Origin of the sequence: Phenylobacterium sp. NIBR 498073 (assembly GCF_027286305.1) — a bacterium.
GTDB lineage: Bacteria > Pseudomonadota > Alphaproteobacteria > Caulobacterales > Caulobacteraceae > Phenylobacterium.
Genome location: NZ_CP114599.1, coordinates 1554467 through 1575366, shown reverse-complemented (window position 1 = coordinate 1575366; position 20900 = coordinate 1554467). Strand labels below are relative to the sequence as shown.

At 70.1% G+C, this 20900-nt stretch carries 20 protein-coding genes; 12 read left to right on the top strand and 8 right to left on the bottom strand.

Translation table 11 applies throughout. The features are described from left to right. Window positions 1-3: 3 nt before the first annotated feature. Window positions 4-1254, bottom strand: coding sequence for a cell wall hydrolase (locus tag O4N75_RS07965; RefSeq protein WP_269628820.1), 1251 nt, complete (start codon window positions 1252-1254; stop codon window positions 4-6). A 107-nt stretch (window positions 1255-1361) separates the two neighbouring features. Between O4N75_RS07965 and O4N75_RS07960 the strand changes: the two genes are divergently transcribed. The 6 genes from O4N75_RS07960 (at window position 1362) to O4N75_RS07935 (ending at window position 9396) form a co-directional block, all read left to right on the top strand. Further along, complete coding sequence (locus O4N75_RS07960; RefSeq protein ID WP_269628819.1) at window positions 1362-3716, top strand: PAS domain-containing protein; 2355 nt, start codon at window positions 1362-1364, stop codon at window positions 3714-3716. A gap of 153 nt (window positions 3717-3869) precedes the next feature. Beyond that, complete coding sequence (gene nadA / locus O4N75_RS07955; protein ID WP_269628818.1) at window positions 3870-4982, top strand: quinolinate synthase NadA; 1113 nt, start codon at window positions 3870-3872, stop codon at window positions 4980-4982. Continuing rightward, the gene (locus O4N75_RS07950; protein WP_269629345.1) at window positions 4979-6496 is read left to right on the top strand and encodes an L-aspartate oxidase; all 1518 of its coding nucleotides are present in this window, start codon (window positions 4979-4981) and stop codon (window positions 6494-6496) included. The genes nadA and O4N75_RS07950 overlap by 4 nt, the downstream gene beginning before the upstream one ends. Further along, on the top strand, window positions 6493-7338 hold the full coding sequence (gene nadC / locus O4N75_RS07945; protein WP_269628817.1) for a carboxylating nicotinate-nucleotide diphosphorylase: 846 nt from the start codon (window positions 6493-6495) through the stop codon (window positions 7336-7338). The genes O4N75_RS07950 and nadC overlap by 4 nt, the downstream gene beginning before the upstream one ends. Window positions 7339-7395: 57 nt before the next feature. Next, window positions 7396-7605, top strand: coding sequence for a hypothetical protein (locus tag O4N75_RS07940; protein WP_269628816.1), 210 nt, complete (start codon window positions 7396-7398; stop codon window positions 7603-7605). A gap of 168 nt (window positions 7606-7773) precedes the next feature. Further along, the gene (locus tag O4N75_RS07935; protein WP_269628815.1) at window positions 7774-9396 is read left to right on the top strand and encodes an ATP-binding protein; all 1623 of its coding nucleotides are present in this window, start codon (window positions 7774-7776) and stop codon (window positions 9394-9396) included. Between the two features lie 2 nt (window positions 9397-9398). On the opposite strand, the gene O4N75_RS07930 is transcribed toward O4N75_RS07935, so the two are convergent. Next, the gene (locus O4N75_RS07930) at window positions 9399-10088 is read right to left on the bottom strand and encodes a DJ-1/PfpI family protein (RefSeq protein ID WP_269628813.1); all 690 of its coding nucleotides are present in this window, start codon (window positions 10086-10088) and stop codon (window positions 9399-9401) included. Window positions 10089-10169: 81 nt separating this feature from the next. Between O4N75_RS07930 and O4N75_RS07925 the strand changes: the two genes are divergently transcribed. Beyond that, window positions 10170-11111 (top strand): GlxA family transcriptional regulator, encoded by a 942-nt coding sequence (locus tag O4N75_RS07925; protein WP_269628812.1) that lies wholly within the window; start codon window positions 10170-10172, stop codon window positions 11109-11111. On the opposite strand, the gene O4N75_RS07920 is transcribed toward O4N75_RS07925, so the two are convergent. Beyond that, window positions 11108-11668, bottom strand: a complete 561-nt coding sequence (locus O4N75_RS07920; RefSeq protein WP_269628811.1) for a DUF1003 domain-containing protein — start codon at window positions 11666-11668, stop codon at window positions 11108-11110. The genes O4N75_RS07925 and O4N75_RS07920 overlap by 4 nt on opposite strands. 97 nt (window positions 11669-11765) lie before the next feature. Then, window positions 11766-12743 carry a cell wall hydrolase gene (locus tag O4N75_RS07915; RefSeq protein WP_269628810.1) on the bottom strand — a complete coding sequence of 326 codons (978 nt, stop codon included), beginning with the start codon at window positions 12741-12743 and terminating at the stop codon, window positions 11766-11768. A gap of 390 nt (window positions 12744-13133) precedes the next feature. Here O4N75_RS07915 and O4N75_RS07910 point away from each other — a divergent pair, with 390 nt between their 5' ends. From O4N75_RS07910 to O4N75_RS07890, 5 genes are all read left to right on the top strand, one after another. Beyond that, on the top strand, window positions 13134-13316 hold the full coding sequence (locus O4N75_RS07910; protein WP_269628809.1) for a hypothetical protein: 183 nt from the start codon (window positions 13134-13136) through the stop codon (window positions 13314-13316). Window positions 13317-13525: 209 nt separating this feature from the next. Further along, on the top strand, window positions 13526-13933 hold the full coding sequence (locus O4N75_RS07905) for a hypothetical protein (RefSeq protein WP_269628808.1): 408 nt from the start codon (window positions 13526-13528) through the stop codon (window positions 13931-13933). Window positions 13934-14108: 175 nt separating this feature from the next. Then, entirely contained in the window at window positions 14109-16313 is a 2205-nt protein-coding gene (uvrB, locus tag O4N75_RS07900; RefSeq protein WP_269629344.1) for an excinuclease ABC subunit UvrB, read from the top strand. A 229-nt stretch (window positions 16314-16542) separates the two neighbouring features. Continuing rightward, window positions 16543-16833: a hypothetical protein gene (locus O4N75_RS07895; RefSeq protein ID WP_269628806.1), complete on the top strand. Its 291-nt coding sequence runs from the start codon at window positions 16543-16545 to the stop codon at window positions 16831-16833. 61 nt (window positions 16834-16894) lie between these two features. After that, window positions 16895-17191 (top strand): hypothetical protein, encoded by a 297-nt coding sequence (locus O4N75_RS07890; RefSeq protein WP_269628805.1) that lies wholly within the window; start codon window positions 16895-16897, stop codon window positions 17189-17191. Here the strand turns inward: O4N75_RS07890 and O4N75_RS07885 are convergent. From O4N75_RS07885 to O4N75_RS07870, 4 genes are all read right to left on the bottom strand, one after another. Then, on the bottom strand, window positions 17188-17463 hold the full coding sequence (locus tag O4N75_RS07885) for a GNAT family N-acetyltransferase (protein WP_269628804.1): 276 nt from the start codon (window positions 17461-17463) through the stop codon (window positions 17188-17190). The genes O4N75_RS07890 and O4N75_RS07885 overlap by 4 nt on opposite strands. A gap of 23 nt (window positions 17464-17486) precedes the next feature. Next, window positions 17487-18677 carry an acetyl-CoA C-acyltransferase gene (locus O4N75_RS07880; protein ID WP_269628803.1) on the bottom strand — a complete coding sequence of 397 codons (1191 nt, stop codon included), beginning with the start codon at window positions 18675-18677 and terminating at the stop codon, window positions 17487-17489. A gap of 82 nt (window positions 18678-18759) precedes the next feature. Further along, entirely contained in the window at window positions 18760-19917 is a 1158-nt protein-coding gene (gene mnmA / locus O4N75_RS07875) for a tRNA 2-thiouridine(34) synthase MnmA (protein ID WP_269628802.1), read from the bottom strand. Between the two features lie 55 nt (window positions 19918-19972). Then, window positions 19973-20899 (bottom strand): flagellin, encoded by a 927-nt coding sequence (locus O4N75_RS07870; protein ID WP_269628801.1) that lies wholly within the window; start codon window positions 20897-20899, stop codon window positions 19973-19975. Between the last annotated feature and the right edge of the window lies 1 nt (window position 20900).

Here is a 20900-nt window from a genome sequence, read left to right as displayed (position 1 = left end):
AGCTTACTCCTGCAGCGCGCCTGCGCCAGTATCGGGCGAGGTCTTGTGCGCAGGGGCGTCGGCCACGCCGGCGTCGTCCTTGGTCTCCATGGCCGCCAGCGAGCGGTTGATCTCCTGGATCTCCTGGGCGGTCGGCTTGCGCCGCGGGGCGTAGAGCGTGCCGAGCACCCGGGTCCGTTCGCCGCCCGCCGCGGACGCGTCGGCGACATTGTAGGTCCGCACCTCGCCGGCCACGGCCAGGGTGACCTGCCGGCCGCCGCCGATCCCCTGGGTCTCAGGGTTGAGCAATCCGTTGGTGCGCGCGTCCAGCCCGCCGAGGATCGCCGGCGAGATGAAGGCCTCGCCGCCGGCATAACGGCCGGTGAAGGCCGGCGGCTCCCCCCAAGGGCCGGTCCAGCGGTAGAAGATGTGCAGCCCGACCTGTTTCATCTTGACCAGGGTCGGCGCCCAGTACGGCGCGACATACTCGGCGTGATAATGGGTGGCCGAGCCGACGGTCTTGTTGACGTGGCCGGCCAGGGCGCGCCGGGCCACCTCCTGCGCCTGCCGCCACAGGCCCGGTTCCGGCGCGTAGCGGAGCGAGCCGTCGCAGGTGAAGCTGAACTGGCAGCCGGTGGTCCGGGCCGAGCCCTGATAGACCACGCCGCAGACCGACTTCGGATAGGCCGGATGACGCACCCGGTTCAGCACCACCTGGGCCACCGCCTCCTGGCCGAGCCGCGGCTCGCGCGCGCTTTCGTAATAGACCGCCTCCGACAGGCACTTCAGCGCCCGGCCTGCGTCCTGGCCGCCGGCGTGCAGCACGAACGGCCGCATCGGGCGGATCGGCAGCTTGGAAAACGCCCGCATGGCGTTGATCTCCTCGGCCGTCTCCACCGAACTGGTGTCGAGCCCGAGGTCGGGAATCTTGGAGATGTCGAGGCTGGTCCACCCGACCGTCCGCCCCCACGGATCGGCTTGCCGGGCCAGCGGATCGTGCCGCTTGGCCAGGGCCAGCATCGCCGGGTCCATGTCGGCGGTCAGCCGCGTCAGCCCACGTTCGGAGAAGGTCCGCGCCACCTGCGCCAGGCCCTGCGACCGCCCGTCGCTACCATCGGCGTAGCGGGGGTTCGCGCAGGCAAGCAGTATCACCGCCAACCCGCAGGTCGCCGCCAGGGCCGCAATCAGGCCGCGTTGGGAGATGATCTGCGACAGTGGCAGCGGCGAAGTCCCGATCTGTTTCAGTCCCGGCTCCATGCAGCCGGAAACTGGCAAGATAGGGGCCAAACCCGCCAAGATCGAGTGTTGCACCCATGCGCCCAGGCTCGCATGGTCCTGGTAACGACCCGTTCGGGGCCGGAATCAGCAGAGCGTCCGCCGACATGACGCCCGTCGGATCACAGCTGCGTTTCATACCGCGACGCTCGCCGCCGCTGCTCGCCGCGCTGGCCATCAGCTTCGGGGCGATGGCCGCCGCCGTCGCGATCCGCGGCCTGTTCGCCGGCTGGGACACCGCCTTCGCCCTCTCGGTCACCCACTTCCCCGCATTCATCGTCGCCACCCTGTTCGCCGGCCAGCGCTGGGGCTGGATCAGCCTCGTCGCCGCCTTGGCGACCTCGCTGGCGGTGCGCGGCGGCGTGCCGACCGATCCGGCGATCCGGGCCGGCGCGGTCCTCTACGTGCTCTCCGGAGCGGTCACGGTGTTCGTGGCCGCCACCCTGCGCGAGATCGTCCTGCGCCTCGACGAGGCCCAGGCCGCGCTGGACCGCAGCGAGGCGCGGCTGCAGATGGCCCAGAACGCCGGCGATGTCGGGCTCTGGGACTGGGACGCCGAGAGCGGCGAAGGCTTCTGGTCGCCGGCCCTCTATCGCAATCTCGGGCTGCCGATCGGCACCCGGGCCGGCGTGCGCAAGCTGCTCGACGTGGTCCACCCTGAAGACCGCGAGCGGGTGCGCCAGAACAACATGGCGGCGATCCGCAGCGGCCAGATGGCGCCCTGCGAGTACCGCATCGTCCGGCCGGACGGCGAAATCCGCTGGCTGCTCTCGCGCGGCGAGGTGCTGGTCAACGGCATGGGGCGAGCCGTGCGCGCCGTCGGCGTCAACATCGACATCACAGATCGCCGCCATGCTTTTGAAAAACTTCGCGAAAGCGAAGAACGCTTCCGGGTCCTGGCCGACAGCGCTCCGGCCCTGCTCTGGGTCTCCCGGCCCGACGGCCGCCGGGAGTTCGTCAACCAAGCCTATGTCGACTATCTCGGGCGGCCCTACGAGCAGGCCCTTGAGTTCGACTGGCGCGAGGCGCTCCACCCGGACGACCTGCAGCGGATCCTGGAGGAGCAGGTGGCCGGCGAGGCTTCCCGCAAGCCGTTCCGGCTGGAGGCGCGCTATCGGCGCAAGACCGGCGAGTGGTGCTGGATCCGCTCGGTCTCGCAACCGCGCTTCGGACCGGACGGGACCTTCTCCGGCTTCATCGGCATCGGCATCGACATCACCGACGTCAAGGAGGCCGAGCACGACCTGCAGGACATCAACGACCTGCTGGCTGAACGCGTCGCAGCGGCCCTGGCCGAGCGCGACGAGGCGCAGGCCCGGCTGCATCACGCCCAGAAGCTGGAGGCCGTCGGCCAGCTCACCGGCGGCGTAGCGCACGACTTCAACAACCTGCTGACCGTCATCACCGGCGCGCTGGACCTGATCCAGCGCCGGCCCGACGACGTCGAGCGTCGCGATCGGATGATCGAGGCGGCGCTGGGCGCGGCGCGGCGCGGCGAGCGCCTGACCCACCAGTTGCTCGCCTTCTCCCGCCGCCAGGCGCTCAAGCCCGCGGCGGTGCGCATCGACGACCTGCTGACCGAAAGCGAACCGCTGCTGCGCCGGGCGGTCGGCGAGGCCGTCCAGCTCACCCTGACGGCCGGCGCGCCGCAGGCCGTGGCCATGATCGACCAGGGCCAGTTCGACGCGGCGATCATGAACTTGGTGGTCAATGCGCGCGACGCCGTGGGTCAGGGCGGCGCGATCGAAATCCGCACCGAGGCCTGCGCCCTCGCCGACGGCGAGGTGCAGGACGTCGCGACCGGCGACTATGTCCGCGTGGAGGTGCGTGACGACGGCGTCGGCATGGCCCCCGATGTCCTCGCCCGCGCCTTCGAGCCCTTCTTCACCACCAAGGAGATCGGCAAGGGCACGGGGCTCGGCCTCTCTCAGGCCTACGGCTTTGCGCGCCAGAGCGGCGGCGGCGTCGCGATCCAGACCGCCCCCGGCCAGGGGACGGTCGTCAGCCTCTACCTGCCCCGTTGCGGCGAGGGCCCAGCCCAGTCCGCGCCCGCCGAGTCCGAGCGCGCGCAAGCCCCGCCCGCACGGCGGCTGAACGTGCTGCTGGTCGAGGACGACGCCGAGGTCGGAGCGATGGTCAGCGCCATGCTCGCCGAACTCGGCCATGCGGTCGTCCGCGCCGTCGACGTCGACCAGGCGCTGGCCGCCCTCGACCGCCATCCGGAGCTGGACGTGGTGCTCACCGACCTTGTGATGCCGGGCGGCCGCTCGGGCCTCGATCTGGCCGCCACGGTCAGCGAGCGGCGCCCAGGCCTGTCGGTCATCCTCTCGACCGGCTATGCCGGCGAGGCCCAGCCGCTCGCCGCCGAAACGCCCTGGCCGCTGCTGCGAAAGCCTTACGCCGCCGACACCCTGGGCCGCGCCCTGGCCGAAAACGTCGCCCCGCGGATCCCGGCCGCCTGACGCCTTCCCTCACAGGGCTTCAAGATATTGTGGGCTTGTGCGCGCCGGGACGCGGGTCTATATCAACAGTCATCGGTTTTGCTCGTTTTGAGCATAATCAGGACGCCGACGGGGCGCTGCAGACATCCCGCGGCGTTTTTTGAGGCCGACGAAATGCTCAATTTGAGCATAAGGAGGGATACAATGGCTGACGGTTCGCAATTCGCGTTCACGCCTGCTGTCGAAGCCGCTACCTCGCCCATGTGGGAGAAGGTGAAGCATCACGTCACTCCGATGGAGTGGCGCCTCCACGCCCCGCTGATCGCCGAGATCAATCGCCTGAAGCGCGAGAAGAACGCGGTCATCCTGGCGCACAACTACATGACGCCTGAGATCTTCCACGGGGTCGGCGACTATGTCGGCGACAGCCTGGGCCTGGCCAAGGAAGCGGCCAAGTCGGATGCGGCGATCATCGTCCAGGCCGGCGTGCACTTCATGGCCGAGACCTCGAAGATCCTGTCGCCGGAAAAGACCATCCTGATCCCGGACCTGACCGCCGGCTGCAGCCTCGCCTCTTCGATCACCGGCGCTGACGTGCGGCTGATCAAGCAGCGCTATCCGGGCCTGCCGGTCGTCACCTACGTCAACACCACCGCCGACGTGAAGGCCGAGACCGACGTGTGCTGCACCAGCGCCAACGCGGTGCAGGTGGTCGAGCACGTCGCCAAGGAATGGGGCGTCGACCGCGTCATCCTGATCCCCGACGAGTTCCTGGCCCGCAACGTCGCGCGCCAGACGGACGTCGGCATCATCGCCTGGAAGGGCCGCTGCGAGGTGCACGAGCGCTTCACGGCCGAAGACATCCTGGAGCTCAAGGCGTCCTATCCGAACGCCGAGATCCTGGCCCACCCGGAATGCCCGGCCGAAGTGCTGGAAGTGTCCGATTTCGCCGGCTCCACCGCGGCGATGAACGACTACGTCCTGCAGCGCAAACCCAAGCAGGTGGTGCTGATCACCGAGTGCTCAATGGCCGACAACGTCGCCGCCGACGCGGTCGGGACCGAGTTCGTGCGCCCGTGCAACCTCTGCCCGCACATGAAGAAGATCAGCCTCCAGAACATCTACGAGGCGCTGCTGCACAACCGCTTCGAGGTCACCGTCGATCCGGCGATCGCCGAGCGCGCGCGCCTGGCCGTCCAGCGCATGGTCGACCTGCCGCCGCCGGCGGTTCCGGCCCGCTACGATCTGGTGAAGGCTCGTCACCACGTGGACGTCGAGTTGATCTGACCATGGAGCGGATCAAGCACGACGGCGTGCTGATCGTCGGCGCCGGCCTGGCCGGGCTCTCCGCAGCTCTGGCCGCCGCGCCGCGAAAGGCTCTGGTCCTGACCGGCGCTCCGCTGAGCCAAGGCTGCTCGTCGGCCTGGGCGCAGGGCGGCATGGCCGCCGCCCTCAGCGGCGAGGACGCGCCCGAGTTGCACGCGGCCGACACCGTTGCAGCCGGCGCAGGCCTAGTCGATCCGGCCATGGCCGCGATCCTGGCGCAGGAAGGGCCGCAGGCCGTCCGCGCCCTGGCCGCGCTTGGCGCGCCGTTCGACCGCACCGCCGACGGCGACTTCGCCACCAGCCTTGAGGCCGCTCATTCGCGCGCCCGCGTCGCCCGGGTCAAGGGCGACCAGGCCGGCCGCGCGATCATGGACGCGGTGATCGCCGCCACCCTCTCGGCCCGCCACGTCAAGGTCCGCGCCGGCTGCCGGCTGCGCGGCCTGCTGCGCGACGCCGAGGGCCGCGTGCGCGGCGTGCTGGCCGAGGAGGACGGCCAGTTGATCGAGTTCGTCGCGCCCGCCGTCATCCTGGCGACCGGCGGCGTCGGCGGCCTCTATGGCGTGACCACCACCCCGCCCGAACTGAAGGGCGAAGGCCTGGCCCTGGCCGCCCTGGCCGGGGCGATGATCGCCGATCCCGAGTTCGTGCAATTCCACCCGACAGCCATCGACATCGGCCGCGATCCGGCGCCGCTGGCGACGGAAGCCCTGCGCGGCGAAGGCGCCAAGCTCATCGACGGGGCCGGCGAGGCGTTCATGGCCCGCTATCATCCCGACGCCGAGCTGGCGCCGCGCGACGTGGTGGCCCGCGCCATCCACGCCGAGCGCGAGGCCGGTCGCGGCGCCTTCCTCGACGCCCGCACCGCCGTCGGCGCCCACTTCCCCGACGAGTTCCCCGCGGTGTTCGCCGCCTGCCTCTCCGGCGGCGTGGATCCCCGCGTGCAGCCGATCCCGGTGGCGCCCGCCTGCCACTACCATATGGGCGGCATCGTCACCGACGCCGACGGCGCGACCAGCCTGCCCGGCCTCTACGCCGCCGGCGAGTGCGCCTCGACCGGGGTCCACGGCGCCAACCGTCTGGCCTCGAATTCGCTGCTCGAAGCGGCGGTGTTCGGCGCCCGCGCCGGCCGCGCCGCCGTCGCGTTCGAGGATCCCAAGACCCGGCCGCTGCGCGCGGCCGCCGCCCCCGACCTGCCGGACGCTGCGCTGGCAGAGCTGCGCGCGGCCATGAGCCGCGACGCCGGCGTGGTGCGCGACGCCGCCGGCCTGACCCGCCTGATCGGCCTGATCGACGCTTTGGAGGCCGCCCACGGCCAGGCGCCGCCGCTGGTCGCCGCCCGCCTGGTCGCCCAGGCCGCGCTCGACCGTCCCGCCAGCCTGGGCGCCCACTTCCGCGCCGACGGCCCGCCCGACGCCGCACCGGTCCGCACGTTTCTCAACCTGGCCTCCCCGGCCGCCAGCCTCGCCGCCGAATGATCGCTCCCATCCCTGACCTGCTCATCCAGCCGGTGGTGTCCGCCGCCCTGGCCGAAGACCTCGGCCGCGCGGGCGACGTCACCGCCCAGGCCTGCATCGAGGCCCATGCGCGCCTCACCGCTGTGTTCGCCGCCCGCCAGAACGGAGTAGTCGCGGGCCTGGCCTGCGCGCGCCTGGCGGTCCTGGCCCTCGACCCCGCAGCGAAGTTCGAGGCCATGGTCGCCGACGGCTACGAGGTTCAGCCGGGCGAGGTCCTGGCCAAGGTCGAGGCCAACGCCCGCGCGCTGCTGTCGGCCGAGCGCACCGCCCTGAACCTTCTTGGCCGGCTGTCGGGCGTCGCCACCCTGACCCGCGACTACGTCCAGGCCGTCGCCGGAAGCGGCGCGCGCATCGCCGACACCCGCAAGACGACTCCCGGCCTGCGTCACCTGGAAAAATACGCCGTGCGCTGCGGCGGCGGGATCAACCACCGCTTCGGCCTGGATGACGCAATCCTGATCAAGGACAACCATGTTGCGGCCTGCGGCGGGGTCGGCGAAGCCCTGCGCCGGGCGCGGGCGGCGGCGGGCCACCTCATGAAGATCGAGGTCGAGGTCGACAGCCTGGCCCAGCTCGAAGAGGCCCTGCCCCATCGTCCCGACGTGATCATGCTCGACAATTTCAGCCTCGAGGACCTGGCCAAGGCCGTCGCCATGACCGGCGGCCGCACCACCCTGGAGGCCTCCGGCGGGGTCAACCTGCAGACCGTACGCGGCATCGCCGCCAGTGGCGTGCAGGTGATCAGCGTCGGGGCCCTCACCCATTCGGCCAGCGTGCTCGATATCGGCCTCGACGCGGTCTGAGCGGGGAACAAGCCGGCCCTCGCGCGGTTCCTTCCAGATCACGGAAAGGAGCCTCCCATGAGCAAGGCGCCCCCGATCCCCAAGGAACAACGGTCCTTCCGCGGACAGCGGCCTGACATCCAGGGCGACGCCCGCGACCGCCGCGACGCCAAGACCGGCGTCTTCTCGCCCGGCCATGGCGACGACTTCAACCTCAAGAGCCAGGGCCGGCAAGGCAACCTTCATCAGAACGTCGACACCGTGCATGCCCGCACCCAGGATCGCTGACGCTCGCCCCTGGATAGCACCGTTCCGCAAAGACCACTTTTGAGGCGTTAAGCCTCTTTTGCGCATTTTCTTTGCAAGCTGCGCCCTAGTTGGTCGGGCGGCGTAATGAAGTTACCGGTTTTTGAGTTTGACGAGGGCTTCGACGGCGTCGCACGGGCGGCCCGCAGGATGGCGCCGTCGCGATGGATCACGGTGGCGGTCTACGCCATCCTGGTCGCCTGGACCCTGTCGCCGGCCATAGCCGTCGGATGGGTCGCGTCCTTCGCCCTCGCCGAGGTCTGGACGATGATCGCCACCGCCCCGCACGCGCGGGGCGTTCCGACCCGCGCTCAGCGCATCTCGTATCTCGGCTCGGCCATCGCCATCAACGGCGTCTGGGTCGGGCTCGGCGTCGCCTACTGGATGGCCGACTTCCCAGGCTCGGAGTACTTCGCGCTGCTGGTCTGGTCGGCCCTGTTGTTCAACGGCATGAGCCACGCCTACCGCTCCCCCCTCGCCTCGCTGGTCTTCGGCGCGCCGAGCGGCCTGTGCATCCTGCTCTCGCCGCTGATCCTCCCCCGCTTCCATGGCCCGCAGCAGGCTTTCGTGACGCTCGGGGTGATGGTCTATGTGGGCTACGCGGTCATCTCGGCCGCCCGCGGCGTGGCCGCCTCGCGCCAGTTGAGCGCCGCCCTGAGCGATCTTGAGGAACAGACCCGCGCGGCCCGCGCGGCCAGCGAGGCCAAGTCGACCTTCCTGGCGATGATGAGCCACGAACTGCGTACGCCGATGAACGGCGTGCTCGGCATGGCCCACGCGCTCGACCGCACCGACCTGGACGCGCGCCAGGCCCAGTACGTGAAGACCCTGCTGCGTTCCGGCGGCGGGCTGATGACCATCCTCAACGACGTCCTCGACCTGGCTAAGATCGAGGCGGGCAAGTTCGACATCGATACGCGCCCTTTCAACCTGCACCAGACGGTCGCCCGCACCCTCGACCTTTGGACCCACACGGCCGAGGACAAAGGCCTGTCACTGACCTGTGACGCCCCCGCCGACATCCCGCGCTGGGTCTCCGGCGATGACGCCCGCCTGCGCCAGATCCTGCAGAACCTGCTGTCCAACGCCGTCAAGTTCACGGCCTCGGGCGAGGTGCGGCTGACCATCGAGCGCACCGCTTCGGGTCTCGCCTTCACCGTCTCGGACACCGGCCCAGGTCTCGACGCAGCGACCCAGGCGCGCCTGTTTCATGGCTTCACCCAGGCCGACAGCAGCATCTCGCGCCGGTTCGGCGGGACCGGGCTCGGCCTGGCCATATCGCGCGAGTTGGCCAGGCTGATGGGCGGCGATCTCACTGTCGAAAGCCGGCTCGGCGACGGCGCCCGATTCACGCTCCAACTGCCGCTGCCGCAGGTCGAGGCGCAGGACGAGTTCGCCGACGCCCCCGGCGACCTGGAAGCGGCCCTGCGGGTGCTCGTCGTCGACGACAACTCGACCAACCGGGAGGTCGCCCGCGCCCTGCTGGAGGCCATCGGCGCCAGCGTCGCCACCGCGTCCAGCGGGGCCGAAGGCCTCGCGCGGTTGGAGGACGCCGACTTCGACGTTGTGCTGATGGACATTCACATGCCGGAGATGAACGGCATCGAGACGCTGGCGGCCATCCGCGCCGCCGGCCGCCAGGCGCTGCCGGTCGTCGCCCTGACCGCCGACGCCATGACCGGCGAGCGCGAGCGCCTGCTGGCGCTCGGCTTCAATGGCTATCTGAGCAAGCCGATCGAGCCCTCCGCCCTGGTTCGCGCCCTGGCGGCCTGAACCTAGACGGCGGCCTCCAGGCGCGCCGCCATCGCTTCGACGGCCTCGCGTCGGCCGCCGGCCAGCGGCTCCATGCGCGCCCTGACCGCCGCCACGATCTCGGGCGAGGCCAGCTCCGGCCGGCCGGAGGCGAACGGCGGCGCCGGCGCATATTCGAGGCCCAGTTGCACCGACTTGGCCAGGGTCTCGCCGGCCAGCTCGGCCATCAGCACGAAGGCGAAGTCCAGGCCCGCCGTCACCCCGCCGCCGGTGATGATGTTCCCGTCCCGCGCCACTCGGCTTTCGTCGACGATGGCGCCGAACGGGACCAGCAACTCGCGCCAGGCCCAGTGACAGGCGGCGCGCTTGCCCTTCAGGAACCCGGCCGCGGCCAGGATCAGCGACCCGGTGCAGACGCTGGTGAGGTACGTCGCGCCCGCGCCCAGCCGCCGGATCTGCGCCATGAAGGCCTCGTCCTGCATGGCGTCGGTCGTGCCCAGCCCGCCAGGCACGCACAGCACGTCGCAACGCTCGAGCGCCGCAAGGTCGGCCAGCTTGGCGAAGGTCAGCCCCTCGGCCTCGATGTCCTGGCCGCCGAGCGAGGCGACCACGACATCGGCGTTCGGCAGCCGCGACAACACCTGATGCGGCCCGGTGAAGTCGAGGTGGGTGACGCCCGGATAGAGCGCGATGACGATCTGCAGCTTGGGCATGCGGCCTCCAAAGAGATTTGACGACCGACTGTGCGCGACCTAGCCTCCGGCCGAAATGACAAACATCCCTCGTTTCACGCCATGACCCGCACTGTCGGACTGCTCGTCTTTCCGGACTTCCAGATCCTCGACGCCACCGGCCCGGTGGCGGTGTTCGAGATCGCGGCGCGCTTCGTGCCGGGCGCCTACGCGCTGCAACTGGTGGCGCGCGATCCGGGTCCGGTGACGTCCAGTTCCGGCGTTCAGGTGCTGGCCGCGCCGATGACCAGCGCGCCGCTCGACACCCTGGTGGTCGCCGGCGGCGAAGGCACCCGCGGGCCGGCGATCTGCGCACGCACCCTCGACTGGGTGCGCAGCGCCGCGGCGCAGGCCCGGCGCACCGCCAGCGTCTGCTCAGGCGCCTATATCCTGGCCGAGGCCGGGCTGCTCGACGGGCGGCGGGCCACCACCCACTGGCAGCGCTGCCCCGATTTCGCACGCCGCTATCCCAAGGTGCGGCTGGAGCCGGACCGGATTTTCGTCCGCGACGGGGACGTCTGGTCGTCGGCCGGGATCACCGCCGGCATCGATCTGTCGCTGGCCCTGGTCGCCGACGACCACGGCGAGGAGTTGGCGCGCGCGGTGGCCCAGCAACTCGTGGTCTATCATCGCCGCCCCGGGGGCCAGTCGCAGTTCTCGGCCTTGCTGGAGATGGGCGGCCAGGGCGGCCGGTTCGCGGGCCTGCTGGACTGGATTCGCGAGCGGCTCGCCGAACCGCTCGGCGTCGAGCGGTTGGCCGATCAGGCGGCGATGAGCCCGCGCCATTTCGCCCGCGCGTTCGCAGCCGAGACCGGCATGACCCCAGCCAAGGCGGTTGAGCGCCTGCGCCTGGAGACCGCCCGCGAGCGCGTCGAGGGCTCGGCCGACCCTATCGACCGGGTAGCCGCAGCGACCGGCTTCGGCGATCCCGAGCGCATGCGGCGGGCGTTCCTGCGCGCCTTCGGTCAGCCGCCCCAGGCCCTGCGCCGGGCCGCGCGCGCCTAGCGGCGTGCGTCCGACAGCGCGGCGACCTCGCGGCTCAGCCGTTCGATCCGGTCGCCCTGCTCCACCAGCAACGCCGCCAGTTCCTCGCCGCGCAGCGCGTCAAGCTTGTCGTGCAGCCGCAGAATCTCCAGCTCGGCCCGCAGATTGACCACGTAGTCGTACTCGGCCGCCTTGCGGTCGGTCACGCTCTGCCGGTTCTGGCTCATCATGATCACCGGGGCCTGCAAGGCCGCCAGCGTCGAGAGCACCAGGTTCAGGAAAATGAACGGATAGGGGTCGAAGGCCAGGTGCAGCGAGCGGGTCGCGACGTTCCACCCCATCCAGAGCAGCAATGCGACGCCGAAGCCGATGATGAAGGCCCAGGAGCCGCCAAAGGCCGCGACCCTGTCGGCCAGCCGCTCGCCGAACCGCCGATCGTCGCGGGTCAGCCCCGGCGCCCGGCTGGGGGTTTCGGTGACGATGAGGTCGATGACGCTCTTCTGGACCGGATTGAGGTCGTCATAGCTGCAGTTGAGCAGGCCCCGGGCCAGCTCGTCACGCGCCGCCGCATCGCTCATTACGCACCTCGCTCGACTCGCCCTGGGCCTGCTCCAGTATGATGGAGCATGGCTCAGGGCGAGGCCGAGGAGAACGGGCCCCTTCGGGCCCGCGCGATCAGTCGTCTCCGACCATCGCCTCGGCCTCGGCGGCCGGCCGCGAGGCCGGCCCCTTGGCCGGATGGGCCGCGATCGGCAGCAGCTTCGGCGCCGCCGTGTCGGCTTCCTTGAGCAGTTCCGGCTTCAGGTCGGCCTGGCCGACGGCGTCCGGCTTGCGCTCGGTCTTCATCAGCGCCGCGCGCATGTCGCCCGTCACCTCGATCGCCGCCGGCGCCGGGGTCGCCGCATAGCTGGCGTAGTAGACGCGGTCCTGCGCCTTCGGCGCAGCGCCGCCGCCACGTCCGAGGCGATAGAAGACGTGCATCCCGACCTCGGCCGTGCGCACCAGGCGCGGGCCCCAGTTCGGAGCGACGTTGGTGGTGTGAAAGTGGGTGGCGTCGCCGATCGACGCCATGACGCCGCCCGCCAGCGCCTTGGAGGCGACTTTCCGGGCTCGGTTCCAGGCCGCGACCTCGCGGCCGCGCCGCATCGAGCCGTCGCAGGCGAAGCTGAACTGGCAGCCGACCCGTTTGCCGGCGCCCTGGAAGACCACGCCGCATACGCTGTTGGGGAACGACGGATGACGAACCCGGTTGAGCACTACCTGGGCGACCGCGGCCTGGCCGGCCGGGGTCTCGCCGCGGGCTTCGAAGTAGACGGCCTGGGTCAGGCATTCGAGCTCGCGCGAGCTTTCCAGCGCGCCGGCCAGCCGGAACGGCGCAGCGACCGGCAGCGCCGCGTCGATCACGCCGCGCAGCGGGATGTCCGGCTTGGCGCTGGGCGCCTTCTCCAGCCGCGCCGCCAGGATCGCGCTCTGGCGATCGCGTTGGGCCGTGCCGCCGGCGTTGAGCGGATCATGCCGGGTGGCGACGCGCAGGACCCCGGGGTCCATGGCGGCGGCCTGCAGCGTGGCTTCCGAGAAGCCGCCCGCCGCCGCCTGCGCGATACGCGCGTTGCGAGCGTCGTCGGCCGCCGTGCGGGCCAAGCCGCCGGCCATGTATGTCGCGCCCAGGGCCAGGCCAATGCCTGAACCGATCAATGCGGCGCATGCGGGCGCACGCCATTCGGCGCGAGCCTTACCATTGAATTTCAAGAAGATCGTGTCCCGTGTGGCGAGGGCGAAACCGCCCCCCGACATCGTCGTCGCGGGGCCCCTGCTCATGCTGGCGGCGGCGCGACTGAGAGCCTGTCGATTACACGTGGAGTGACAGGCTACGGCGAAGTTGAGGTGGTTTATGACCATCGCCGAGCGGATTCGCAATGGGATATTGCGTCGCAGCACGCGATTTTTTTCAGGTTTCGTTAACGACGCGAACCCGCGCAGGGAACCTCCAGCAGGTCCCGCCGTTCCGGCTGCGAAGCTTTCAGAACGCGGAGACGTCACCTCATGCGCAAGTCCCTCGCCCTGCTCGCCGCCACAGGCCTCGCCCTGACGCTGGCGGCCTGCGGACATAACGTCGAGCAGCGCGCAGCCACCGGCGCGGCGGCGGGCGCGGTGGTCGGCGGACCGGTCGGCGCGGTCGCCGGCGCGGCCGCAGGCACCGTCGTGAGCAAGGCGGCCGACAAGTAGTCACCAACAGGATCCTCTCCCCCCGGAAAGGATCGCCCGCGCGCCGCGAGGGCGGGGTCTTCCCCGCCTGACGCGGCGCGCACCCGCCGCTTTCAGCCAGCGTTCGTCGAACGGAGTCTGGTTAACGGCGCGCGCGCATGCCAACCTGCAGCCCGCGAAGGCGCAGTTCGCCACGGCCGCGCCCCAATTCTGATCTCAAACTGACGCCGATGCTGAAGCTCATCATCCTGCTGACCGCTGCGGTCGGGCTCGCGACGCCCGCCGTCGCCGCGCCGAACTGGCGGGTGCAGCAGGCCTGCGCGATGCAACGCTATCTTCGGGCGACGCCGGCCTTCCCGAGCTCGACCTGGGGCCGCGAGGCCACCACCGTCTCGACTGGCGGGGCCCGCGTCGCGGTCGCCCGTCGCGAGGACGCCGCGGCCCGCGCGCAGTTCGACAGCGCCATGCGCTCAGGCCGCGCCTTCGCCGACCGCGCAGCCGCGCAGCTCGCCATCAGCGAGCGGATCAGCGAAGACGAGGCGCTGCGCCGCATCGGCGCCGATCCCGGCCCCTGGCCGCAGGTGACGCCCGCCAGGTGCGAGGCGCTCGAACGCCGCGCCCAGCGCGCCGAGCGCTAGCCCCTGTCCCAGTGGGCTTGAATCAAGCCAACTGGGATCAACAGGGTCGAGGGCTCCGCCGGCTGACAGCCTGCTGACAGGTTCTGGCGCCCGCTCCCGCTAGCATCGGACCATGAACGATCCTACCTTGGCGTCCATGCCCCGCTCAGTTGCTCCAGGCCCCGGCGTCGCCGACATGTCGGCGAGCTTCGACTACGACGAAACCGCCATGCCGATGCTGTGGAAGCCGCACCGGCCCGCCCGCCCGGAGAAGTCCGAAGGCGGCAAGCGGTTCAAGCTGGTCAGCGACTTCCAGCCGGCCGGCGACCAGCCGACCGCTATCGCCGACCTCGTGGCCGGCCTGGAGGGCCGCGAGCAGGACCAGGTGCTGCTGGGCGTCACCGGCTCGGGCAAGACCTTCACCATGGCCAAGGTGATCGAGGAGACCCAGCGACCGGCGCTGATCCTCGCGCCCAACAAGACCCTGGCCGCCCAGCTCTATTCCGAGTTCAAGGCCTTTTTCCCCGACAACGCCGTCGAGTTCTTCGTCTCGTACTACGACTACTATCAGCCCGAGGCCTACGTGCCGCGGACCGACACCTACATCGAGAAGGACTCGTCGATTAACGAGCAGATCGACCGGATGCGCCACTCGGCCACCCGCGCGATCCTCGAACGCGACGACGTCATCGTCGTGGCCAGCGTCAGCTGCATCTACGGCATCGGCTCGGTCGAGACCTATACCGCCATGACCTTCACCATCGAGCCCGGCCAGCGGCTCGACGAGAAGCAGCTCATGGCCGACCTGGTGGCCCTGCAGTACAAGCGCAACGATCAGGCGTTCGAGCGCGGCTCGTTCCGCCGCCGCGGCGACACCATCGAAGTCTTCCCCGCCCACTATGAGGACCGCGCCTGGCGCATCTCCCTGTTCGGCGACGAGGTCGAGGCGATCAGCGAGTTCGACCCGCTGACCGGCAAGAAGACCGCCGACCTCGAAGGCATCAAGATCTACGCCAACAGCCACCACGTCACGCCGCGCCCCACGCTCAACCAGGCAGTCATTCAGATCCGCGACGAGCTCAAGGAACGGCTCGACTGGCTGGTCGCCAACGGCAAGCTGCTGGAAGCCCAGCGGCTGGAACAGCGCACCACCTTCGACCTGGAGATGATCCAGGCCACCGGCTCCTGCGCCGGCATCGAGAACTACAGCCGCTTCCTCTCCGGCCGCCGACCGGGCGAGCCGCCGCCGACCTTCTTCGAGTACATTCCCGAGAACGCCCTGCTGTTCATCGACGAAAGCCACCAGGCGGTGCCGCAGATCGGGGCCATGTACCGCGGCGACTACCGGCGCAAGTTCACCCTGGCCGAGTACGGCTTCCGCCTGCCCTCCTGCCTCGACAACCGCCCGCTCAAGTTCGAGGAGTGGGACGCGATGCGGCCGCAGACGGTCAACGTCTCGGCCACCCCGGCGGCCTGGGAGCTGGAGCGGTCCGGTGGCGTCTTCGCCGAGCAGGTGATCCGCCCCACCGGCCTGATCGACCCGCCGGTCGAGGTGCGCCCGGTCTCCAAGGACAATCACAGCCAGGTCGACGACGTCATCGCCGAGGCGCGCGACACGATCGCCCGCGGCTACCGCACCCTGATCACCGTCCTGACGAAGAAGATGGCCGAGGACCTGACCGAGTACATGCACGAGCAGGGCCTGCGCGTGCGCTACATGCACTCGGACATCGACACCATGGAGCGCATCGAGATCATCCGCGACCTGCGGCTCGGGGCGTTCGACGTGCTGATCGGCATCAACCTGCTGCGCGAGGGCCTCGACATCCCCGAGGTCGGGCTGGTCGCCATCCTCGACGCCGACAAGGAAGGCTTCCTGCGCTCGGAGACCTCGCTGATCCAGACCATCGGCCGCGCAGCCCGGAACGTCGACGGCAAGGTCATCCTCTACGCCGACCACATCACCGGCTCGATGGAACGGGCCATGGCCGAGACCCAGCGCCGCCGCGAGAAGCAGGAGGCCTACAACCTCGAGCACGGCATCACGCCCGAGAGCGTGAAGAGCCAGATCAAGGAGATCCTCGCCTCCCCCTACGAGAAGGACCGCGTGCTGGTCCCGGCCGGCGTCGCCGAGGAGGCCGGCAAGCCGTTCCTGGGCGACAACTTCAAGGCCACCCTGCGCGACCTCGAGGCCAAGATGCGCCAGGCCGCCGCCGACCTGGAGTTCGAGACCGCCGCGCGCCTGCGCGACGAGATCAAGCGTCTCAAGCTGCTCGACCTGGAGTTCGCCAACGACGCCCTCACCGGCGAGGGCGAGACCGCCGACCGCGAGGTGGTCAAGAAGGTCCGCGCCGAGGCCCGGGCCGAAGCTCAGGAGCGGTTCCGCAAGGGGAAACGCTAGGCCCGCAATAGGGACAACCCCTTGTACCGGCTCGAAAAACAACCGAGCGTGGCGCCAGCTTGACCGCACGCCTGTCACCCAAACTCCACAGTGCAACAGGCCCCTATCGTTAAGTTTCGGGTCGTCGGAACCACGGCCCCGCTTCGTGCGTAGTGCTGTCGATTGGGGAGCGCTGTCGAGGTGGTCCGACGGGGGCCGCGGGCAGGATGCTCCGCCTAGGGAACACCCCATGACGCCTCCGCTTTCCGTGGTGGCCGACAACTCGGCCGACAAGTCAAAGCCGCTTACTGGCCGTGAGCTGTCCGAACGCATTCGGCGGCTCCAGGCGGAAGCCAAGTCCCTGGCTCGCGAGCATATCCAGGCCCTGAGCCTGGCCCTGATCGAGGTCGAGCGCCTCTCGGCCGAGATCTCCGACGGCGGCGAGGCCTATCCCGCGGGCGTCCGAGAACTTGCTCGCCGCATGGCCGAGGATTGCGAAGCCAAGGTGCAGACCCTCGAGGCGATCTCCTCACGCGTCTGACCCGTCTTTGGCCCGCATTCTGCAGCAGCGCTTCCGGACTGTGCAGCATTGGGAGCGTCAGATGGTCAATCGGATGCGTGCGTCAGCGGCCCTCAGCGTGGTGGCCGGACATCAAGCCGCGGCGGCGGCGCCCAGCCTCGCCGACCGGATCGGCCGCCTGCAGGCTCAAGCACGGAGTCTGGCGCGCGAGCATATTGCCGCGCTGGAAGCCGCCATGGCCGAGGTCGAACGGCTGTCGGGCGAGATCGCCGACGGCGGCGAGGCCTATCCGGTCGGGGTGCGTGAGATCGCCCGACGGCTGTCGGCCGAGTGCGAGGCCAGCGGCAACACAATCAAGGCGCTGGCCGGCCGAACCTAAGCCAACAGGCCCCGAAACTCGTGACTACGCCGCAGCCAGGCGGCGGCGAACCCGCAGATCGGCACGATCTTCAGGCCGCGCGCGCGGGCGTCGGCGGCTAGCGCCGCCATCAGCCGGCCTGACGCGCCCGTGCCGCGCAGCGGGACCGGGCTTTCGACATGATCGATGAACAGCCGGTCGCCGGCCAGGCGATAGTCGGCCCAGGAGGTCATGCCCTGCTCGGTCATCTCGAACCGCTGCTCGACCTTGTTATCGCGAAGTTCGCTGCTCATCGTTCGGCGCCGTCCGCCAGCCTCTAGACCAGTTCCACCGCCATGGCGGTGGCCTCGCCGCCGCCGATGCACAGGCTGGCGACTCCACGCTTGCCGCCGCGGGCTTCCAGGGCGGCGATCAGGGTGGCCAGGATGCGTGCGCCGCTGGCCCCGATCGGGTGGCCCAGCGCGCAGGCGCCGCCGTTGACGTTCAGCTTGGCGCGGTCGATGCCCAGTTCACGCTCGGCGATCATCGCCACCACCGCGAAGGCCTCGTTGACCTCGAACAGGTCGACGTCGCCCACGCTCCAGCCCGCCTTCTTCAGCGCCTTCTGCATCGCCGGCACCGGAGCAGTGGTGAACAGCCCCGGCTGATGGGCGTGGGCCGCGTGGCTCACCACCTTGGCGACCACCGTCAGGCCCAGCTTCTCGGCGACCGAGGCGCGGGTCATCACCAGCGCCGCCGCGCCGTCCGAGATCGACGATGCGTTGGCCGCGGTGATCGCGCCGTCCTTGCCGAACGCCGGCTTCAGGGTCGGGATCTTGGCCGGATCGGCCTTCAACGGCTGCTCGTCGGTCGCCACCGTCTCGCTGCCCTTGCGGCTCACGACCTCGACCGGAACGATCTCGCGCGCGAACGCCCCGCTCTCGGTCGCGGCCCGGGCGCGGGCCAGCGACGAAATCGCGAACTCGTCCATCGCCTCGCGGGTGAACTGGTAGGCGCGCGCCGTCTCGTCGGCGAACGAGCCCATCAGCCGGCCCGGTTCGTAGGCGTCTTCCAGGCCGTCCAGGTACATGTGGTCGAAGGCCGTGTCGTGACCGATGCGCGCGCCGCCGCGGTGCTTGTTCAGCAGGTACGGCGCGTTGGTCATGCTCTCCATGCCCCCGGCGATGATGATGTCCGCGCTGCCGGCCGCCAGGGCGTCATGGGCCATGATCGCCGCCTGCATCCCTGAACCGCACATCTTGTTCAGGGTCGTGGCCTCGACCGACTTCGGCAGTCCCGCGCCCAGCGCCGCCTGGCGGGCCGGCGCCTGGCCAAGGCCGGCGGGCAACACGCAGCCCATGAAGATCTGCTCTACCGCCTCGGGCGAGACCCCTGCCCGCTCGACCGCCGCGCGCACGGCGGCGGCCCCGAGCTCGGTAGCCTTGAGCGCGCTCAGCGCGCCCTGGAAGCTCCCCATCGGGGTGCGGGCGTAGGAAGCGATGACGACGGGATCGGCGGCTTGGGTCATACCGCCGATATAATTCTCCGCCTGGCGAATTGGAATGCTGCCGCAGCGTCAGCACTCAAGGGCGCCGGTCAGGACAGGCGGGCTAGATCGCCCGCTCGGTCTTGTCGATGAAGCCGCCGCCCAGCACCCGTTCCGGCTGCTCGGGCGCATAGAGCACGCAGGCCTGGCCAGGGGCCACGCCTTCTTCGGGAGTGTCGAGCTCGACCGCCGCGACGCCGCCGCGCACGGCCAGGCGGCCAGGGACCGGCTCGCGGGTCGAGCGCACGCGCGCCAGCACCGGCCGACCGGCGGCGCCGGCCATGTCGTCGCCTTCGCCCAGCCAGTTGGTTTCCTTCAGCGTCAGCGCGCTGGTCAGCAGCACCTCGCGGGGGCCCACGACCACCTGGCGCTTTTCGGCGTCGATCTTGACCACGAACAGCGGATCGCCGACCGCGATGTTCAGGCCGCGGCGCTGGCCGATCGTATAGCGGGTCACCCCCTCGTGGCGGCCGAGCACGCGGCCGTCCATGTGCACGACATCGCCGGCCTCCGCGCCCTGCGGCCGCAGACGGTCGATCACCGTGGTGTAGCGGCCTTCCGGCACGAAGCAGATGTCCTGGCTGTCGGGCTTGTCCGCCGCGGCGAGACCGAGCTGCGCCGCCACCCGCCGCACCTCCGGCTTGGGCAGGCCGCCCAGCGGAAAGCGCAGGAAATCGAGCTGTTCGCGGGTGGTCGCGAACAGGAAGTAGCTCTGGTCGCGGGCCGGATCGCTGGCGCGCAGCAGCTGCGCCCCGTCGCGCCCCTCGGCGCGCTGGACATAGTGGCCGGTCGCCATGGCCTCGGCGCCCAGGTCGCGCGCCACGTCCAGAAGGTCGCGGAACTTCACCGTCTGATTGCAGCGGATGCACGGGACCGGGGTCTCGCCGCGCAGATAGGCGTCGGCGAAGTCCTCGATGACCTGCTGTTTGAACTTGCTTTCGTAGTCGAGGACGTAGTGCGGGATGCCGATGACGTCGGCGGCGGTCCGCGCGTCATGGATGTCCTGGCCCGCGCAGCAGGCGCCCTTCTTCTGGATCGCCGCGCCGTGGTCGTAGAGCTGCAGCGTCACGCCCACCACGTCGTAGCCGGCCCTGGCCAGCAGGGCGGCGGTGACGGTGGAGTCCACACCGCCGGACATGGCCGCGACCACCCGCGCGCCGGGCTTCAGGCCCACGGCGGCGCGCGCGGCTTCCACGGCGGCGTCTGCGAAAAGCGCGTTCATGGCGCGCTATGTAGCGGTTGGCGCCCCGATTTGCGAGGCCGCGAGCGCGCCGGCCTTACTTCAGCGCGTTCAGCAGCGAGGAGTCGCGCAGGGTGATGAACACCTGGGTCGAGGCCTGCAGCGCCAACGTCGCCTTCTCCAGCTCGACCGAGGCCACCGGCATGTTGGCGTCGACGATATCGCCGATCATGCCCTTCAGGCTGTTCTGCCGGGCGGTCAGATCGACCTTCACGTCGTCCACCCGCGCCTGCACCATCCCGTTGCGGGCGGTCTTGTCGATGATGTCGCTGGACACCGAGTCCCAGTTGGCCAGCTCGTTGGTCAGGAAGGTCCGCTGGGCGTCGGTCATCGTGCCGCCGAACGGCGTCGCCTCGTGGAACGCCTGCAGGGTCTTGAAGGCCTGCAGCAGGTCGGTCCCCAGGTTGTCGGCCAGCAGTCCTGTCTTCACCGTGGTGGCGTCGTCGACCTTGTGCTCGGTGATGAAGTCGTCGTTCTGGAAGAAGTCGGAGATCAGCGGGGTCAGCGGGTTGGTCAGGTCCGACAGCGCGTCGGCGGTGACCGGCATGGTGTCGATCTTGCCGCCGGCGAACAGGTACTTGCCGCCATACCGCGAGTTCATGGACGACACGGCGTTGCGGAACTGCGCCTCGATCTCCTGCATCAGGGTGTCGGTGCGGCCGGTGGCGATGGCCTCCTCGATCGCCTGCTTGGTGCCGGCCGCCGCGTCGCCCAGCTGGGTCATCGCGAAGTCCTGGGTGGTCAGCTTGTCGGCGATCAGTTTGTTCTGGTCGAGATAGCCGCCGATACGGGTCTCCACCGAACGCATGGCCGTGAGCATCTCGGCGTTGCGCGAGTAATCCTTCAGGTTCGCCCCGTTTTCCTGGGTCGCCACGCGGTCGCCCGCGTTCATCTGCTTCTGCTGGGCCAGCATGATGTTCCGAAGAACCAGGCTGTAATTGCCGCCGGTCGTGACGCGATACATC

Coding starts and splice junctions, on each gene's coding strand:
- uvrB (WP_269629344.1), top strand. CDS start 14,109: ATGTCGGCGAGCTTCGACTACGACGAAACCGCCATGCCGATGCTGTGG.
- O4N75_RS07910 (WP_269628809.1), top strand. CDS start 13,134: ATGCGCAAGTCCCTCGCCCTGCTCGCCGCCACAGGCCTCGCCCTGACG.
- nadA (WP_269628818.1), top strand. CDS start 3,870: ATGCTCAATTTGAGCATAAGGAGGGATACAATGGCTGACGGTTCGCAA.
- O4N75_RS07905 (WP_269628808.1), top strand. CDS start 13,526: ATGCTGAAGCTCATCATCCTGCTGACCGCTGCGGTCGGGCTCGCGACG.
- O4N75_RS07915 (WP_269628810.1), bottom strand. CDS start 12,743: ATGGCCGGCGGCTTGGCCCGCACGGCGGCCGACGACGCTCGCAACGCG.
- O4N75_RS07940 (WP_269628816.1), top strand. CDS start 7,396: ATGAGCAAGGCGCCCCCGATCCCCAAGGAACAACGGTCCTTCCGCGGA.
- O4N75_RS07890 (WP_269628805.1), top strand. CDS start 16,895: ATGGTCAATCGGATGCGTGCGTCAGCGGCCCTCAGCGTGGTGGCCGGA.
- mnmA (WP_269628802.1), bottom strand. CDS start 19,917: ATGAACGCGCTTTTCGCAGACGCCGCCGTGGAAGCCGCGCGCGCCGCC.
- O4N75_RS07895 (WP_269628806.1), top strand. CDS start 16,543: ATGACGCCTCCGCTTTCCGTGGTGGCCGACAACTCGGCCGACAAGTCA.
- O4N75_RS07960 (WP_269628819.1), top strand. CDS start 1,362: ATGACGCCCGTCGGATCACAGCTGCGTTTCATACCGCGACGCTCGCCG.
- O4N75_RS07930 (WP_269628813.1), bottom strand. CDS start 10,088: ATGCCCAAGCTGCAGATCGTCATCGCGCTCTATCCGGGCGTCACCCAC.
- O4N75_RS07870 (WP_269628801.1), bottom strand. CDS start 20,899: ATGTATCGCGTCACGACCGGCGGCAATTACAGCCTGGTTCTTCGGAAC.
- O4N75_RS07935 (WP_269628815.1), top strand. CDS start 7,774: ATGGCGCCGTCGCGATGGATCACGGTGGCGGTCTACGCCATCCTGGTC.
- O4N75_RS07920 (WP_269628811.1), bottom strand. CDS start 11,668: ATGAGCGATGCGGCGGCGCGTGACGAGCTGGCCCGGGGCCTGCTCAAC.
- O4N75_RS07885 (WP_269628804.1), bottom strand. CDS start 17,463: ATGAGCAGCGAACTTCGCGATAACAAGGTCGAGCAGCGGTTCGAGATG.
- O4N75_RS07880 (WP_269628803.1), bottom strand. CDS start 18,677: ATGACCCAAGCCGCCGATCCCGTCGTCATCGCTTCCTACGCCCGCACC.
- nadC (WP_269628817.1), top strand. CDS start 6,493: ATGATCGCTCCCATCCCTGACCTGCTCATCCAGCCGGTGGTGTCCGCC.
- O4N75_RS07925 (WP_269628812.1), top strand. CDS start 10,170: ATGACCCGCACTGTCGGACTGCTCGTCTTTCCGGACTTCCAGATCCTC.